Origin of the sequence: Polaromonas vacuolata (assembly GCF_012584515.1) — a bacterium.
Lineage (GTDB): Bacteria > Pseudomonadota > Gammaproteobacteria > Burkholderiales > Burkholderiaceae_C > Polaromonas > Polaromonas vacuolata.
This window is the reverse complement of the sequence record NZ_CP051461.1, coordinates 3,630,081-3,644,082: the sequence shown is the minus strand read 5'-3', so window position 1 is coordinate 3,644,082 and position 14,002 is coordinate 3,630,081. Positions and strand designations below refer to the sequence as shown.

The 14,002-nt window shown below is 54.4% G+C and carries 14 protein-coding genes and 3 tRNA genes; 11 read left to right on the top strand and 6 right to left on the bottom strand.

The features are described from left to right. Window positions 1-36 precede the first annotated feature (36 nt). The 6 genes from HC248_RS16560 to apaG form a co-directional block, all read right to left on the bottom strand. On the bottom strand, window positions 37-672 hold the full coding sequence (locus tag HC248_RS16560; protein WP_168923439.1) for a Fic/DOC family protein: 636 nt from the start codon (window positions 670-672) through the stop codon (window positions 37-39). A 5-nt stretch (window positions 673-677) separates the two neighbouring features. Next, window positions 678-953 (bottom strand): antitoxin VbhA family protein, encoded by a 276-nt coding sequence (locus HC248_RS16555; protein ID WP_168923438.1) that lies wholly within the window; start codon window positions 951-953, stop codon window positions 678-680. Window positions 954-1,103: 150 nt separating this feature from the next. Continuing rightward, complete coding sequence (locus tag HC248_RS16550) at window positions 1,104-1,877, bottom strand: ferredoxin--NADP reductase (RefSeq protein ID WP_168923437.1); 774 nt, start codon at window positions 1,875-1,877, stop codon at window positions 1,104-1,106. Between the two features lie 159 nt (window positions 1,878-2,036). Then, window positions 2,037-3,023: a thiamine-phosphate kinase gene (thiL, locus tag HC248_RS16545; RefSeq protein WP_202882394.1), complete on the bottom strand. Its 987-nt coding sequence runs from the start codon at window positions 3,021-3,023 to the stop codon at window positions 2,037-2,039. A gap of 45 nt (window positions 3,024-3,068) precedes the next feature. Further along, a complete protein-coding gene (locus tag HC248_RS16540) occupies window positions 3,069-5,021 on the bottom strand; it encodes a site-specific recombinase (protein ID WP_168923436.1) in 1,953 nt (650 codons plus the stop codon). A 15-nt stretch (window positions 5,022-5,036) separates the two neighbouring features. Continuing rightward, entirely contained in the window at window positions 5,037-5,441 is a 405-nt protein-coding gene (apaG, locus tag HC248_RS16535; protein ID WP_168923435.1) for a Co2+/Mg2+ efflux protein ApaG, read from the bottom strand. A 157-nt stretch (window positions 5,442-5,598) separates the two neighbouring features. Here apaG and rpe point away from each other — a divergent pair, with 157 nt between their 5' ends. The 11 genes from rpe to HC248_RS16480 all read left to right on the top strand — a co-directional run bounded on the left by rpe (window position 5,599) and on the right by HC248_RS16480 (window position 13,929). Then, a complete protein-coding gene (rpe, locus tag HC248_RS16530) occupies window positions 5,599-6,285 on the top strand; it encodes a ribulose-phosphate 3-epimerase (RefSeq protein WP_168923434.1) in 687 nt (228 codons plus the stop codon). Window positions 6,286-6,416: 131 nt separating this feature from the next. After that, complete coding sequence (locus HC248_RS16525; RefSeq protein WP_168923909.1) at window positions 6,417-7,076, top strand: HAD-IA family hydrolase; 660 nt, start codon at window positions 6,417-6,419, stop codon at window positions 7,074-7,076. Between the two features lie 370 nt (window positions 7,077-7,446). Beyond that, complete coding sequence (gene trpE, locus HC248_RS16520; RefSeq protein ID WP_168923908.1) at window positions 7,447-8,946, top strand: anthranilate synthase component I; 1,500 nt, start codon at window positions 7,447-7,449, stop codon at window positions 8,944-8,946. 10 nt (window positions 8,947-8,956) lie between these two features. Beyond that, the gene (locus HC248_RS16515; RefSeq protein ID WP_168923433.1) at window positions 8,957-9,529 is read left to right on the top strand and encodes an aminodeoxychorismate/anthranilate synthase component II; all 573 of its coding nucleotides are present in this window, start codon (window positions 8,957-8,959) and stop codon (window positions 9,527-9,529) included. 63 nt (window positions 9,530-9,592) lie between these two features. Beyond that, window positions 9,593-10,633 (top strand): low-specificity L-threonine aldolase, encoded by a 1,041-nt coding sequence (gene ltaE, locus HC248_RS16510; RefSeq protein WP_168923432.1) that lies wholly within the window; start codon window positions 9,593-9,595, stop codon window positions 10,631-10,633. A 146-nt stretch (window positions 10,634-10,779) separates the two neighbouring features. Further along, a complete protein-coding gene (gene trpD, locus HC248_RS16505) occupies window positions 10,780-11,823 on the top strand; it encodes an anthranilate phosphoribosyltransferase (RefSeq protein ID WP_168923431.1) in 1,044 nt (347 codons plus the stop codon). 31 nt (window positions 11,824-11,854) lie between these two features. Then, the gene (gene trpC, locus HC248_RS16500) at window positions 11,855-12,649 is read left to right on the top strand and encodes an indole-3-glycerol phosphate synthase TrpC (RefSeq protein ID WP_168923430.1); all 795 of its coding nucleotides are present in this window, start codon (window positions 11,855-11,857) and stop codon (window positions 12,647-12,649) included. A 42-nt stretch (window positions 12,650-12,691) separates the two neighbouring features. Then, entirely contained in the window at window positions 12,692-13,435 is a 744-nt protein-coding gene (locus HC248_RS16495) for a uracil-DNA glycosylase (RefSeq protein ID WP_168923429.1), read from the top strand. A 57-nt stretch (window positions 13,436-13,492) separates the two neighbouring features. Further along, window positions 13,493-13,578 (top strand) — tRNA-Tyr (locus HC248_RS16490). Between the two features lie 134 nt (window positions 13,579-13,712). Then, window positions 13,713-13,786: transfer RNA gene (locus tag HC248_RS16485), tRNA-Gly, on the top strand. Between the two features lie 68 nt (window positions 13,787-13,854). Further along, a tRNA-Thr gene (locus HC248_RS16480) sits at window positions 13,855-13,929 on the top strand. The last annotated feature ends 73 nt before the right edge of the window (window positions 13,930-14,002 follow it).

The window sequence follows — 14,002 nt, the reverse complement described above, 5'->3', positions numbered from 1 at the left end:
CACAGCAATCATTTAGTCACGCTTTTTTTAACAGCATTAGTCCCCGAAGTTCAATTCTTGATTAAGTGTTAAACCCGGTGCGGGAACAAGTCTCACAAGTGCTTTTGCAAATAACTCTTCGAGTGCATTTGTCGTCAACCAGTACCCTTGGATACAAGCATCTATCCACTCATCGCGGCCAATTTTTATGTAATTGATTTGGTAGTTTGCTTTGGCTGCTATCTGGTTAAAAAAAGCACGTGTTGCTCTGCCGTTTCCATCTCGAAAGGGATGCAGTACGTTCATCTCGTTAAAACTATGCGCGAATCTTTTTATAAATTCTTCAGGTGCGAGCTCAGTAAAGCATTTCGCTTGATTAATGGCAGCACAGATTTTTACTCCCTCAGTTTGAATGTAGGCTGGCCTACAAAACTGAGTTCTGCCTTTACTAATACTACCGGTCCTAATTTTTCCAGCCCAATCGTAGATGTCAGAAAATATATGCCGATGAACTAGGCAAAGTTGTTTAAAGGTAATTGATCGGGGCAGCTCTTTTTGAGTTAACTGCAACATACGGATTGATGTGAGTTGTTCTTCGCGCAGAGCTAAAACAGTAGAGTTTTTGATACCGAGTTTGTTCTTTAATACGTTCGTGCCAAGGTAGACGTAGGGATCGAAATCCTTGCTTTGCATTTACTTCAACCAGCCATCCACTGCGTGTGCTTGGCTGTAGCTAATGATTCAGATTCAGATTCAGATTCAGATTCAGATTCAGATTCTGCGTGAGAAGACAGCACTCTGTGGATAGCTTGCTCAAACGTAATTTTCTGATTTACAAGTAATGCTTGAAGTTCGAGTGTCAGTGCGGAAGGAGAAATACCTTCCAAACTATTGCTGGCATTAACAATAGCGGCTTGTTCAGCGAGCTCGCCATTGCGTTTTGCTGCTGCGTCTATGACGTTTTCTTGAATCATTGCAGTCTCCTGTTTAAGGGAAAGTATGAATTTTTTACGGCAGATTTTTTCTATTATCTGCCGCAACTGCTTTGCGCCAACTCACCAATGCAGCTCTTAGTTTGGCTGCGGCTAGCGTCCACTTAATGCGTAGAGCTAGTTAGCAATGCATTATTGCTCGGCAAACGCCCGCTCAATCACAAAGTCACCTGGCCGCGACGTGTTGCCTTCTTTAAAGCCGCGTGTCTCCAGCATGTGTTTGAGGTCTTTGAGCATGGCTGGGCTGCCGCACAACATGACTCGGTCGTTCAGTGGATCTAGGCCTGGCAGTTTCAGGTCGTCAAACAATTTGCCGCTTTCCATGAGCTCGGTAACCCGACCCATATTGCGGTAAGACTCGCGTGTCACCGTGGGGTAGTAAAGCAGTTGCTTGCTAATCATCTCGCCTAAGAATTCATGCTGGGGCAAGTGCTCGGTGAGCAGCTCGTTATAGGCCAGCTCATCGGCTTGGCGCACGCCGTGAACCAAGATCACTTGCTCAAAAGCTTCATAGGTGGCGGGGTCGCGGATGATGCTCATGAAGGGCGCTAAACCGGTGCCGGTGGACAGCAAATACAGGCGCTTGCCGGGCAGTAAATAGTCAATTAACAGTGTGCCGGTTGGCTTGCGGCCGACCACAATGCTGTCGCCCACTTGGATGTGTTGCAGGCGTGAGGTCAATGGACCGTCCGCAACTTTAATGCTTAAAAACTCCAACTGCTCTTCGTAATTTGCGCTGACTATGCTGTAGGCGCGCAGCAGTGGTTTGCCGTTTACGCGCAGACCAATCATGGTGAAGTGGCCGTTGCTAAAACGCAGCGATGGATCGCGGGTGGTGGTGAAGGTGAAAAGCTTGTCGGTCCAGTGGTGGACGCTGAGTACTTGTTCGTCGTTGAATGCGCTCATGGTGGCCAATAAAAAAGGGGTTGGACGATATGGTCGGGGCAGGGTCTGAAGCGTGAGTGCTCAGCCTAAAGTGGTTTGATTTTAACGAGTCATACCCCGCCTTTAGCTTCTAAGCTTATTTCAGGCGATTCGCTGCGGCGCTGTTTGTGCGTTTGAAGCTCAGGCAAAGTGATCGAAAGACTTGGATTTCTGCGTCAGAAAAGTGCCATTAGCTTGTTGCAGACGCAGGCCGGTTTGGGCTTGGGTACGGCCTATGCGTGTGACCGGTGTATGGCTTTTTTCTGCTGCGGCTTGGACGGCTGCTCTGGCTTGAAACGGCGCGCAAAAAGCCAGCTCGTAGTCGTCGCCACCAGCGAGCACATAGTCGAGTTGTTGCGCGGTGGATAAAACGCTGGCAAAAGCTGCGCGGTCGGCGTCATGCGCAAGTAAGTCGATGGCGACAGCCGTCTCTAAACTGGCACCTAAGCCACTGGCTTTGAGGATATGGCCCAAGTCGCCAGTCAAACCGTCGCTGATGTCTATGGCGGCGCTGGCTATGCCGCGCAGCGCTTGGCCTAGTGCTAGGCGTGGTGTGGGTTGTTCTAGCCGCTGTCTGCTTAGCGCTAACAGCGGCGCTGGCAGGGCTAGCGTTCCGCGCAGCGCATCGAGTGCCAGCCGCGCTTGGCCTAGCGTGCCGCTGACGTAGATGTCATCGCCCACCTTAGCGCCAGAGCGCAGCAGCGCTTGGCCTTGTGGCAGTTCGCCAAAAACCGTGATGCAAATGTTGAGCGGCCCGCAAGTCGTGTCACCGCCTATGAGTTCGCAGCCATGCAAATCGGCCAGCGCCCACAGGCCGCGTGAGAATCCGGCCAGCCAGTCGGTATCCACCCGGGGCAGGGCTAGGGCCAAGGTGAACCCTAGGGGCGTAGCGCCGCAAGCGGCTAAGTCGCTGAGGTTGACTGCCAATGCTTTGTGACCTAGCGTGGCTGGGTCTACATCAGGGAAAAAATGTCTGCCCTCGACCAGCATGTCACTGGAGATAGCCAACTGCATGCCGACGCCGGGTTGAATCAGTGCGCAATCATCACCCACACCAAGCACGGCTTGGCGTGCTGGTCGGGTGAAGTAGCGGGCGATGAGGTCGAATTCTCCGATAGGGTTTGGCATGCAGCAAGCATAGCGTGCGTAGTCTTAGTCGCTGAAGTCGCTGAATCAAGGCATGAAAAAGCTCGCTGGCTTGCTGCGCATGCGCGCCCAGATGCTGCTGCGAATGCGGGCTCGGTCTTTTAAACTGACGTTGTGGGCTTGCAGCGCTAAGCGAAAGGCGCAGTAAAAACTCACGCCTAAGTTGAGCGCGCCTATCAACGGTATGGAGGCGACACACCACCAAAGCGCTGGCAGCTTAAACACTTCTAGGCCCAAAGACGCGCCGGCTGCGGCGAGCTGGCCGGTTGACAAGGTGACATGGCGCGCTTCGAGTTCAAAGCCGAAAAATCCGGTGAAAGCCGGTATCAAGCCGAGCATGAAGCCGAGCGAGATGTTCGAGGCAAAGCCCGAAATATTCTCGCTCATAAAGCCTGACCAGCGCTGCGCGCGCGCCAAGCCTAAAAGGCTGGTCAGGCGTGGATTGTGGCGTATCGCCGAGCCGAGTCGGTGCACCACAAACCAGTTTTCAGCCCAGCCTGCAATCATGCTGGAGGCAAACAAAATCATGCCGGTAAAGCCGGCCCAAAGCAGCGTTGGTCCTAGCAGCGTCAGGCTGTGCAGAATGTGCATGGCCTCAGCGCGATCAACCATGGGTTGCTGCATGGCTAGTTGCACCATGACGTTGACCAGTAATACGGCTGGCACAACCATGAATACGTTGCCTAGCACTGCGGCGACTTGTGAGCGCACTAAATGCGTGACCTCGTCGACAAAATCCTCGAGTGCACCTGGCGCGGTCATGTCTTTGAGCTTGGCAGCCATGGCCGGCGCTGTCATGGCTGGCTGTTTGGTGGCCAGTGTCCAGTGCAGCAGTTGTATCAAGATAAAAGTTGAGGAGTAGGCTACGCCGGCCCAAAAGCCGCTCCAAAAGGCGGTGAGTCCCAAGCCCAACACGGTGTACTTGAGCAGCGTAGTGATCGCCGTGACAGCGCCGCCACCCATGGCTTTACCCAACATTTCGCGGTACTGAACCGCATTGCGGGTGATGTAGTGCTCGCCGGTCTCGGCGCTGCGCTCGGCCATTTTTGCCGCCAGCAAAGTAGAGTTGGTGCTGATCAAAGCGCCAATACTTTTACCCTCTTGCGCCGTGATTACGCGGCGTACCAGCAGCTTTTGCGCGGCGATAGCCGGGGTGGTTGAAAGCAGGCAATCAAGCAATTCGCGTACCCGCAGCATGCGCCCTCGCAGCTGCCGCAGGCGAAACACCATGCCGATAGAAATACCGTTTTCATCGAGATGTGAGTAAACCCCGTTAATCGCTTGGCGGCAGGCGTCGAGTCGGTTGCGGTATTGGCTGATTACCACTTGCAAGGCCACTTCATCGCGATCCGGCCGGAAAAATTCGCCGCGCAAGCTCTCGATGTCCGAGGGTAGGTCATGAAAGGCGCGTTGGCTGCCGTGGCTGCTGTCAATGCGCAGCCGGATTTCGGGCGCAAAGCCGGTGGCGCGTATTTGCGCCGAGCAGTAGGTCAAAGCGTCCATCAGGCTGTGTTGCCAATGCAGGGTGTCCAGCTCGTTTTGGCTGGTCAGCAGCCGCGTGAGTTGCGCGATTTGCGGCTCTTCTAATGCACCCATCCACTGCGCGTCAAAGCGCGATGGCACGACTAGCGGGAATAGCTCGGACGCATCGGTAGTCTCGGGCGTACCGGGTAGCAGTTTTCGGCGCAGGCGCTCGGCCAGCTCGCTGGTAAAAGCGGTGCGCGGCGCAAAACCAAAATCGGCTAGCAAGGTGGTGATATCGACTTTTCGCAGCAGTAGTTGCCACCAAGCTTGAAGTTTGGCTTGGAGTTCCGGCTGGGCTTCTACCGCATTAATAAATGTTTGCAGGCGCTCAGCACTGTCAGTGACCGATTTTTCGTCACCGCGCAGCCATTCAAATAGACGTATTAACCAGACATGGCGCTCGGCCAGCCCCGCGTCGGGGTTTAGAGTTGTCAGTAGACTTTGCAGATCGTTCATAGCTTGCTGATACGGTCAGTGCAGCGTGCGCTGCGGCAGGCCATGGTTATCGCCGGGCATGTGGGCTTCAAGCACAAACATGGGGATTTCCGCTTCAAAGCTTTCACCGTCCACCGCCACACAGGCATAGCTGCCGTGCATGGTGCCGCTGGAGGTGCGCAAGCGCGAACCGCTGTTGTATTGAAAAGACTCGCCCGGCTTTAGCAGCGGCTGATGGCCCACGACGCCCAGGCCCTTGACCTCTTCGGCCATCCCCTTGTTGTCGACTATGGTCCAGTGGCGCGAAATCAGTTGCGCCGCTACCTCGCCGGTGTTGGTGATAGTCACCGTATAAGCAAAGCTGTAAACGGATTGGTCTGGATCGGATTGCTCGGCAATGAACTGAGCAACAACTTCGCAAGAAAATTGGTATTTAGGCATGTAGGGGGCTGGCGCAGGGCAAAAACTGCCGGGGTTGAGCGGGTGTGGCGTTTAGGCGAATAGGGCATGCCTAGCTAAGTGTGGCTTGCATGTTAACCCGAGCCAGCTTGCAACCCTTGGCGCGCACTTTTGCGTCCCTTGCTGCGACAATCCGCGCATGAGTAAACCTGTCTACCGCATTGCCCCTTCCATTTTGTCCGCCGATTTCGCCCGTTTGGGCGATGAGCTCAAGAGCGTTATTGCTGCTGGCGCGGATTGGATTCATTTTGACGTGATGGACAACCATTACGTGCCCAACCTGAGTTTTGGGCCCATGATTTGCCAATCGCTCAAACCCCATGCCGTCACCGCCTCTGGCCAACTCGTACCCATTGATGTGCATTTAATGGTGCAGCCAGTCGATAGTTTGGCCACAGCGTTTGCCGATGCCGGCGCTGACTTGATCAGCTTTCACCCCGATGCGTCGCCCCACGTACACCGCAGCATTCAAGTCATTAAGGCCAAGGGCTGCAAAGCCGGTTTGGTGTTTAACCCAGCCTCTTCTATGGAAGTACTGGATTGGGTCATAGACGATATAGACCTGATTCTCATCATGAGCGTGAACCCCGGCTTTGGTGGTCAGAGCTTTATCGACTCGGCATTGCGCAAAATCGAAGAAGCGCGCCGCCGTATCAACGCCAGTGGCAAAGACATTCGCCTAGAAGTTGACGGCGGCATCAAGGCTGAGAATATCGCCCGTGCCGCTTCAGCCGGTGCTGACACCTTTGTGGCTGGTAGCGCGATCTTTGGCAAGCCCGATTACAAGGCCCAGATAGACGCGATGCGGCTCGAGTTAGCGAAGTAATTTAGTTTTTTGGGCCGGCCTTTTTAGAGGCTTGCTTAAGACTTATCCAACCCAAATAGCACCCCGTTTTGAACCCTATTTTTCTCAATCCCCGCGCTTTTGACGCCGTCATCATCGACCTTGACGGCACTATGGTCGACACCATGGGCGACTTTGTTGCCGCGCTTAATTTGATGCTTGCTGACTTACCGGCCCACTATGCTGACCTAGCGCCCTTAGAGCCTGCGTTGATTCGGGAAATGGTGGGCAAGGGGTCAGAGAATCTGATCCGTTCTGTGTTGGCCTACGCCGCCAGCGTTGCGCCAACCAAGGCGGCAGTGGACTCCAGTACAGATGTTTTTGAATGGGCTTTTACCCGCTACCAAAAACACTATGCTGCTATTAATGGCCGTCATGCTGAGGTTTATCCCGGTGTGCTGACGGGTCTGCAAGCCATGCGCGAGCAAGGCTTGCGCATGGCTTGCTTGACCAACAAGCCCTTAGCGTTTGCCCAAGAGTTGCTCAAAGACAAAGGGCTGGACGGCTTTTTTAGCCAAGTCTTTGGTGGCGATTCATTCGCCCGCAAAAAGCCCGATCCCTTGCCTTTGCTCAAGACCTGCGCGGCGCTGTCTAGCTTGCCAGCGCGCACATTGATGCTCGGCGACTCAAGTAACGACGCCATCGCCGCACGCGCAGCGGGTTGCCCGGTGCTGCTGCTGACCTACGGCTACAACCACGGCGTGCCGGTCACTGCAGTGGATGCCGATGGTTTTATGGACTCTATGGCGCAGCTGTGTTGGCGTGAGGAATGACGTGCATAGTGTCGTGAGTGGTGATGTCACTAGTCGTTCGGCAGACGCTAACCCGTGCTTAAGGCTCAGTCGAGAGAATAATTTTTATTCGCCCTTGAAACGGCTAAGCAAAGTCCCGCTGCTACACTTTGGCATGCTCATTCACAGCACTATTCATACAGACCAAGCCGGCCGGGGAGCCTGGCTTTGGCGTAGCTGATCCGCCTTCAACCGTCTGCGTTAACTTTCTGATTTAAACGTCTGAGTCAACTCAGACTGCCAGCCCGGCAAAATCCCCACCCCGCCTCAAGCTTGACTGAGCCAGTCAGGGGTTGATATGAATCTATCGGCAGCAGCCAATCTGTGCCTGCCGTCAGTGAAGGACACTACCGTGATGACTGAACTCGAATTCAAAAGCCTGGCCGGACAAGGCTTTAACCGTATCCCTTTGATACTCGAAGCCTTTGCCGACTTAGAAACCCCGCTGTCGCTCTACCTCAAACTGGCTTACTCCCGCGATGGCGGCAAATACAGTTTTTTGCTGGAGTCCGTAGTCGGCGGCGAGCGTTTTGGGCGTTACAGCTTTATTGGTCTGCCAGCGCGCACCTTGCTACGCGCCTCGGGCTTTGGTCAAAATGTGCTGACTGAAGTGGTTACCGATGGCAAAGTCGTCGAGACCTCTCCGCAAAATCCACTCGACTTCATCAGCGACTATCAAAAGCGTTTCAAGGTCGCGCTGCCACCTGGATTGCCGCGTTTTTGCGGTGGTCTGGCCGGCTACTTTGGCTATGACGCAGTCCGCTATATCGAGAAAAAGTTAGAAGCGAGCTGCCCGCCAGACAGCTTGGGTTGCCCCGATATCTTGTTGTTGCAATGCGAAGAGCTGGCTGTAATTGACAATTTGTCCGGCAAGCTCTACCTCATCGTCTACGCTGATCCGACGCAGAGCGAAGCCTATGCCAGCGCTAAAAAGCGCCTGCGTGAACTCAAAGAGCAACTCAAATACTCAGTTAGTGCGCCGGTTGTCAAGCCAACTCAGTCCCATCCCGCTGAGCGCGATTTTGCCAAGGCCGACTATATTGCGGCGGTCGAAAAAGCCAAAAAAATGATTGAAGCCGGCGACTTCATGCAGGTGCAAGTCGGTCAGCGGATTAAAAAACGCTATACCGAATCACCGCTTAGCCTGTACCGCGCGCTGCGCTCGCTCAATCCCAGCCCCTACATGTACTACTACCATTTTGGTGACTTCCATGTGGTGGGTGCTTCGCCTGAGATTTTGGTGCGGCAAGAAAAAACCGAGCACGGCCAAAGCGTCACGATTCGTCCGCTGGCCGGCACGCGGCCACGCGCAGCCAACGCTGAGGCCGACAAGGCCGCAGAAATTGAATTGGTGAACGATCCCAAGGAACGCGCCGAACATGTGATGTTGATAGACCTGGCGCGCAACGACATAGGCCGCATCGCCAAGACCGGTTCCGTAAAAGTCACCGAAGCGTTTGCGGTCGAGCGTTACAGCCATGTGATGCACATCGTCAGCAACGTCGAGGGTGACTTGCTGGATGGCATGTCGGCGATGGATGTTCTCAAAGCCACTTTCCCGGCCGGTACGCTGAGCGGCGCACCCAAAGTCCATGCGATGGAAGTGATTGACCAGCTTGAGATAACCAAGCGCGGTTTGTATGGCGGCGCTTGCGGCTATCTGAGTTATTCGGGCGACATGGACGTGGCCATCACCATTCGCACCGGCATCATTAAAGACCAAGTGCTGTATGTGCAGGCGGCTGCCGGCGTGGTTGCCGACTCTGTGCCTGAGCTGGAGTGGAGGGAAACCGAAGCCAAGGCGCGCGCTTTATTGCGTGCCTCCGAGTTAGTCGAAGAAGGTCTGGAATAAGGCAAGCGTCATGAAAATATTAATGATCGATAACTACGACAGCTTCACCTACAACATAGTCCAGTACTTTGGTGAGCTGGGTGCAGAGGTGCTGACCTTTCGCAACGATGAGATCACGATTGAAGCCATCGCCGCTCACAAGCCCGATAGGCTGGTGGTCTCGCCCGGTCCGTGCTCACCGACAGAGGCGGGCATTTCGGTGGCCGCGATTAAACACTTTGCGGGTAAGTTGCCAATACTCGGCGTGTGCTTGGGGCATCAAGCCATAGGCGCTGCGTTCGGCGGCAACATCATTCGCGCTCAGCAATTGATGCACGGTAAAACCAGCGTGATTCACACCACCCAACAAGGCGTTTTTGCCGACTTACCCGAGCATTTTTTAGTCAACCGCTACCACTCGTTAGCGATTGAAAAAGCCACTTGCCCGGCAGTGCTGGAAGTGACGGCTTGGACTGATGACGGTGAAATTATGGGTGTGCGCCACAAAGAATTGGCGATCCAAGGTGTGCAGTTTCACCCCGAATCAATTCTCACTGAGCACGGTCACGCGATGCTGAAAAACTTTCTTTTGCAGGCTGCTTAACGGCGACTGCTTTTTTTAAATTTGCATGCGGCGCGCGCTGCATGCAGCCCGGAGCAAATTCCCATGCATGTTGATTTACGCAGCGACACCGTCACCCAGCCGACGCCAGCCATGCGCGCCTTGATGCAAGAAGCGCCGCTTGGCGATGATGTGTTTGCCGGCGACCCGAGCGTCAATGCGCTGCAAGAAAAAATCGCCGCTATGCTGGGCTTTGAGGCCGCATTATTCGTGCCCACCGGCACCCAGAGCAATCTCTGCGCGCTGCTCAGTCATTGCCAGCGCGGCGACGAATTCATCGTCGGTCAGATGCAGCACAGCTATCGCTGGGAAGGCGGCGGCGCGGCGGTGTTTGGCAGCGTGCAGTCGCAGCCGCTAGAGCATCAAGCCGACGGCAGCTTGGCGTTGGCCGATATTGAGGCCGCCATCAAACCCGATGACGCGCATTTCGCCCGCACCAAATTACTCGCGCTAGAAAACACTTTGGGCGGCAAACTGATTCCCTTTGATTACATTCAGGCGGCGACGGCCTTAGCCAGCCAGCACGGTTTGTCGCGCCACTTGGATGGTGCGCGATTATTCAATGCGGCGGTCGCGCAAGCGGCGATAACCGGTGCCGATGCGCGTACTGAGGCTGCGCGTATTGCCAGTTGTTTTGACAGCGTCTCGGTGTGTTTTAGCAAGGGCTTGGGCGCGCCGATTGGTTCGGCGCTGTGTGGCTCACGCGACTTTATTGCCCGCGCCCACCGGATCCGCAAAATGGCTGGCGGCGGCATGCGTCAAGCTGGTATGTTGGCGGCTGCTGCGTCCTACGCGCTGGACCATCACATCGACAGATTGGCCGATGACCATGCGCTTGCTCGCCGACTGGCTGCGGCTTTGAGTGGCATTGAGGGTCTGACCGTCGAAGCGCCGCAAACGAATATTTTGTTTGTTGACTTGACCGGTGCGGCAAGAGATAAGTCCGCCGCATTAGTACAGCATTTGAATGACAAAGGTGTGCAAGCGACCGGTCTTTACCGCCTGCGTTTTGTGACGCATCTGAATGTTGATGCCGCCGGCGTTGATTACGCAGCCAGCGTGATTCGCGATTTCTTCAAAGCCTGACGGACAAAAAAATAATCGGCCATGGACAGTCATCAGCGGCTTTTGTTTGTCGTCGCCGGCTTGATGTTTATAGGCTTTGGCCTACGGCTGGCGTTCACCGCCAACCCGGCTTTAACTTGTATAAAAATTTGACTGAGGAGAACGGCATGCCAGAGAGCCAAAAAATTACCCCGCAACAAGCCTTGCAAAGAACCATTGAGCACCGCGAAATTTTTCACGATGAGATGCTGCATTTGATGCGCCTGATCATGAATGGTGAGATGTCGCCAGTCATGATGGCTGCCATCATCACCGGGCTGCGCGTGAAAAAAGAAACCATAGGCGAGATCACCGCCGCAGCCCAAGTCATGCGCGAGTTCTCGACCAAAGTGCATGTGGCTGATAAGACGCATTTGGTCGACATAGTCGGCACTGGCGGCGACGGCTCAAATACTTTTAATATCTCGACTTGCTCAATGTTTGTCGCCGCCGCAGCCGGTGCAAAAGTCAGCAAACATGGCGGCCGCAGCGTGAGTAGCAAGTCTGGCAGTGCCGATGTGATTGAGGCCTTGGGCATCAATATCAATCTTTCGCCGCAAGCTATTGCCCAGTGTATTGAGGCGGTGGGCGTCGGCTTTATGTTTGCGCCGAATCACCATCCGGCGATGAAGGCAGTCGCTCCGATTCGCAAAGAGCTGGGCGTGCGCACGATTTTTAATATTCTCGGGCCGCTGACCAATCCGGCCGGTGCGCCGAATATTTTGATGGGTGTGTTTCATGCGGATTTAGTCGGCATTCAGATCAGAGCTTTGCAGCGCTTAGGCGCCGAGCATGCGCTGGTGGTCTACGGCAAAGACGGCATGGACGAGATTAGTTTGGGCGCAGCCACCGTCGTTGGCGAACTTAAAAACGGTGAGATCAGCGAATACGAGGTGCATCCCGAGGACTTTAAACTTGCCATGGCGAGTAGCCGCGCTTTACGAGTGGACACGCCTGAGCAATCGAAAGCCATGCTGCTGGGCGTGCTCGACAATCAAGCCGGTGCACCGCGCGACATCGTCATACTCAATGCCGGCGCGGCGCTGTATGCGGCCAATGTGGCGGCTAGCTTCCAAGAGGGCATTGACCGCGCACGTGCGGCGATTGAATCCGGCGCGGCCAAAGCGCGTATGCAGCAACTAATATCCCTATCCCAAACCCTTGGCAGCTAACGCCTAGGGCTCACTTTTTTGAGAATTACCTATGTCCGATATCCTGAATCAAATCATTGCCGTTAAACGCGAAGAAGTTGCCGCCTTGCTGCAGCAAAAGCCACTCTCGGCCATGCGCTTAGACGCCGAGTCGCGTGTCTATACGCGTGACTTTGTAGGCGCTATGCGCAGCAAAATCAGTACCGGTTTTCCGGCAGTGATTGCGGAGATTAAAAAAGCCAGTCCATCCAAAGGCGTGCTGCGCGAAGAGTTCGAGCCCGCCGACATTGCCCAGTCTTATGCGGAACACGGCGCGGCATGTCTGTCGGTGCTGACCGATAAGCAGTTTTTCCAAGGCAGCATAGACTTTTTAAAACAAGCCAGAGCCTCGGTGGGCCTGCCAGTGTTGCGCAAAGATTTCATGATTGATGCATGGCAAATTTATGAGTCACGCGTGATGGGTGCGGACTGCATTTTGCTAATCGCCTCTTGCTTAGACGATGCGCAGATGAAGGACATGGAGCAGCTCGCCCATTCGCTAGACATGGCGGTGTTGGTCGAAGTGCATGACGAAGCCGAGTTAGAGCGCGCGCTGAAACTCAAAACCCCGCTTATCGGCATAAATAACCGTAATCTCAGCACCTTTGAAGTCTCGCTTGAAACCACTTTGACACTGCAAGCCAAAGTGCCAGCCGAGCGCATTTTGGTCACCGAGTCTGGCATCACGACCAAGGCCGATGTGGAGCGCATGCGTGCTGCTGGCGTGCAGTCTTTCCTCGTGGGCGAAGCCTTTATGCGTGCCGAAGATCCGGGTTACGCTTTGACCGGCTTGTTCGGTCAAATGTGAGCATCAACTCTTAGCCTGCAAAGTATTTCAAGACCTCAGCGCATGCAGTCCAGTTTTTTGCCAGTAGACGATCAACTGCTGCGCGCAGAGCCGGCTGACTGGCTTGTCGCGCCCGGCTGGCAAGCGCTTGTGAATGACTTTTTTACCAGTACGACGGGCCAAGATTTGTTGACATTTTTGCGTCAGCGAATTGCAGCTGAGGCGGTTATATTTCCGCCCCAACCGCTGCGCGCGCTTGAGCTCACAGCGCCTGAGAAGACGCGCATTGTGATACTCGGCCAAGACCCTTATCACGCTCGTGGACAAGCTGAGGGGCTGGCTTTTTCAGTCGCGCCAGGTGTACGGCCACCGCCATCACTACGCAATATATTCAAGGAAATTGAACGTGATTTAAAAACAGCAGCGCCAACTTTTCCGGTGCCTGGCGGCAGCTTGGTGAGCTGGGCTGAAAGCGGTGTGCTGCTGCTCAATACCTGTCTGACAGTAGAAGAATCAAGGCCTGCGAGCCACGCCGGTAAAGGCTGGGAGTTATTAACCGACAAAGTAATTTGTCAGTTGTCGCAAGCCAATCACGCGGTGCTGTTTTTGCTCTGGGGTGCGCATGCGCAATCGAAACGCTCAATGATCGATGAGAGCCGGCATCAAGTGCTGGTTGCCAACCATCCTTCACCGCTGTCGGCATTGCGTGGGCCCCTGCCATTTATTGGCTGCGGTCACTTTTCCGTTGCCAAGCGCTGGTGTGAGTCATCGAATAAAAATGGATTTCTTCAGTTAATTACGGTTTAAATTAGCAATTGGCCAGAAGTGCCATTAAGCCGTGGCATAATTTGAGATTCGCTCAGAGGATGGGTGCCCGAGTGGCTAAAGGGGGCAGACTGTAAATCTGTTGGCTAACGCCTACGCTGGTTCGAATCCAGCCCCATCCACCAGAAGCTATTGCGCATGCGCAAAAAACTTCGTGGATTGGCTTCCTTGAGCGATGTTGGTTGGTATCGAAGTAAAGATAAAAGCAATGTGAGTGTATTGCGACATGCTTTTTGCATGAGATAGTTTGCAGGACTGCGCGGGAGTAGTTCAATGGTAGAACCCTAGCCTTCCAAGCTAATGACGCGGGTCCGATTCCCGTCTCCCGCTCCACCAACGGAGCGTGGTTCTGCATTTGTTTTACTTTCGTACTGACCTTTGGTGAGAGATTTTCAGTGTTAGCCCATTTGGCTCAGTGGCAGAGCACTCCCTTGGTAAGGGAGAGGTCCCGGGTCCGATTCCCGGAATGGGCACCATATTTTTCCTGGTGAGTAGTCACATTTCATGTGTATGCTTATTAGGTGATCCGGCAAATGTGTAGAACACGGT

Coding starts and splice junctions, on each gene's coding strand:
- rpe (WP_168923434.1), top strand. CDS start 5,599: ATGAGTAAACCTGTCTACCGCATTGCCCCTTCCATTTTGTCCGCCGAT.
- HC248_RS16525 (WP_168923909.1), top strand. CDS start 6,417: ATGGTCGACACCATGGGCGACTTTGTTGCCGCGCTTAATTTGATGCTT.
- apaG (WP_168923435.1), bottom strand. CDS start 5,441: ATGCCTAAATACCAATTTTCTTGCGAAGTTGTTGCTCAGTTCATTGCC.
- HC248_RS16560 (WP_168923439.1), bottom strand. CDS start 672: ATGCAAAGCAAGGATTTCGATCCCTACGTCTACCTTGGCACGAACGTA.
- HC248_RS16515 (WP_168923433.1), top strand. CDS start 8,957: ATGAAAATATTAATGATCGATAACTACGACAGCTTCACCTACAACATA.
- trpC (WP_168923430.1), top strand. CDS start 11,855: ATGTCCGATATCCTGAATCAAATCATTGCCGTTAAACGCGAAGAAGTT.
- thiL (WP_202882394.1), bottom strand. CDS start 3,023: ATGCCAAACCCTATCGGAGAATTCGACCTCATCGCCCGCTACTTCACC.
- ltaE (WP_168923432.1), top strand. CDS start 9,593: ATGCATGTTGATTTACGCAGCGACACCGTCACCCAGCCGACGCCAGCC.
- HC248_RS16555 (WP_168923438.1), bottom strand. CDS start 953: ATGATTCAAGAAAACGTCATAGACGCAGCAGCAAAACGCAATGGCGAG.
- trpD (WP_168923431.1), top strand. CDS start 10,780: ATGCCAGAGAGCCAAAAAATTACCCCGCAACAAGCCTTGCAAAGAACC.
- HC248_RS16495 (WP_168923429.1), top strand. CDS start 12,692: ATGCAGTCCAGTTTTTTGCCAGTAGACGATCAACTGCTGCGCGCAGAG.
- HC248_RS16540 (WP_168923436.1), bottom strand. CDS start 5,021: ATGAACGATCTGCAAAGTCTACTGACAACTCTAAACCCCGACGCGGGG.
- HC248_RS16550 (WP_168923437.1), bottom strand. CDS start 1,877: ATGAGCGCATTCAACGACGAACAAGTACTCAGCGTCCACCACTGGACC.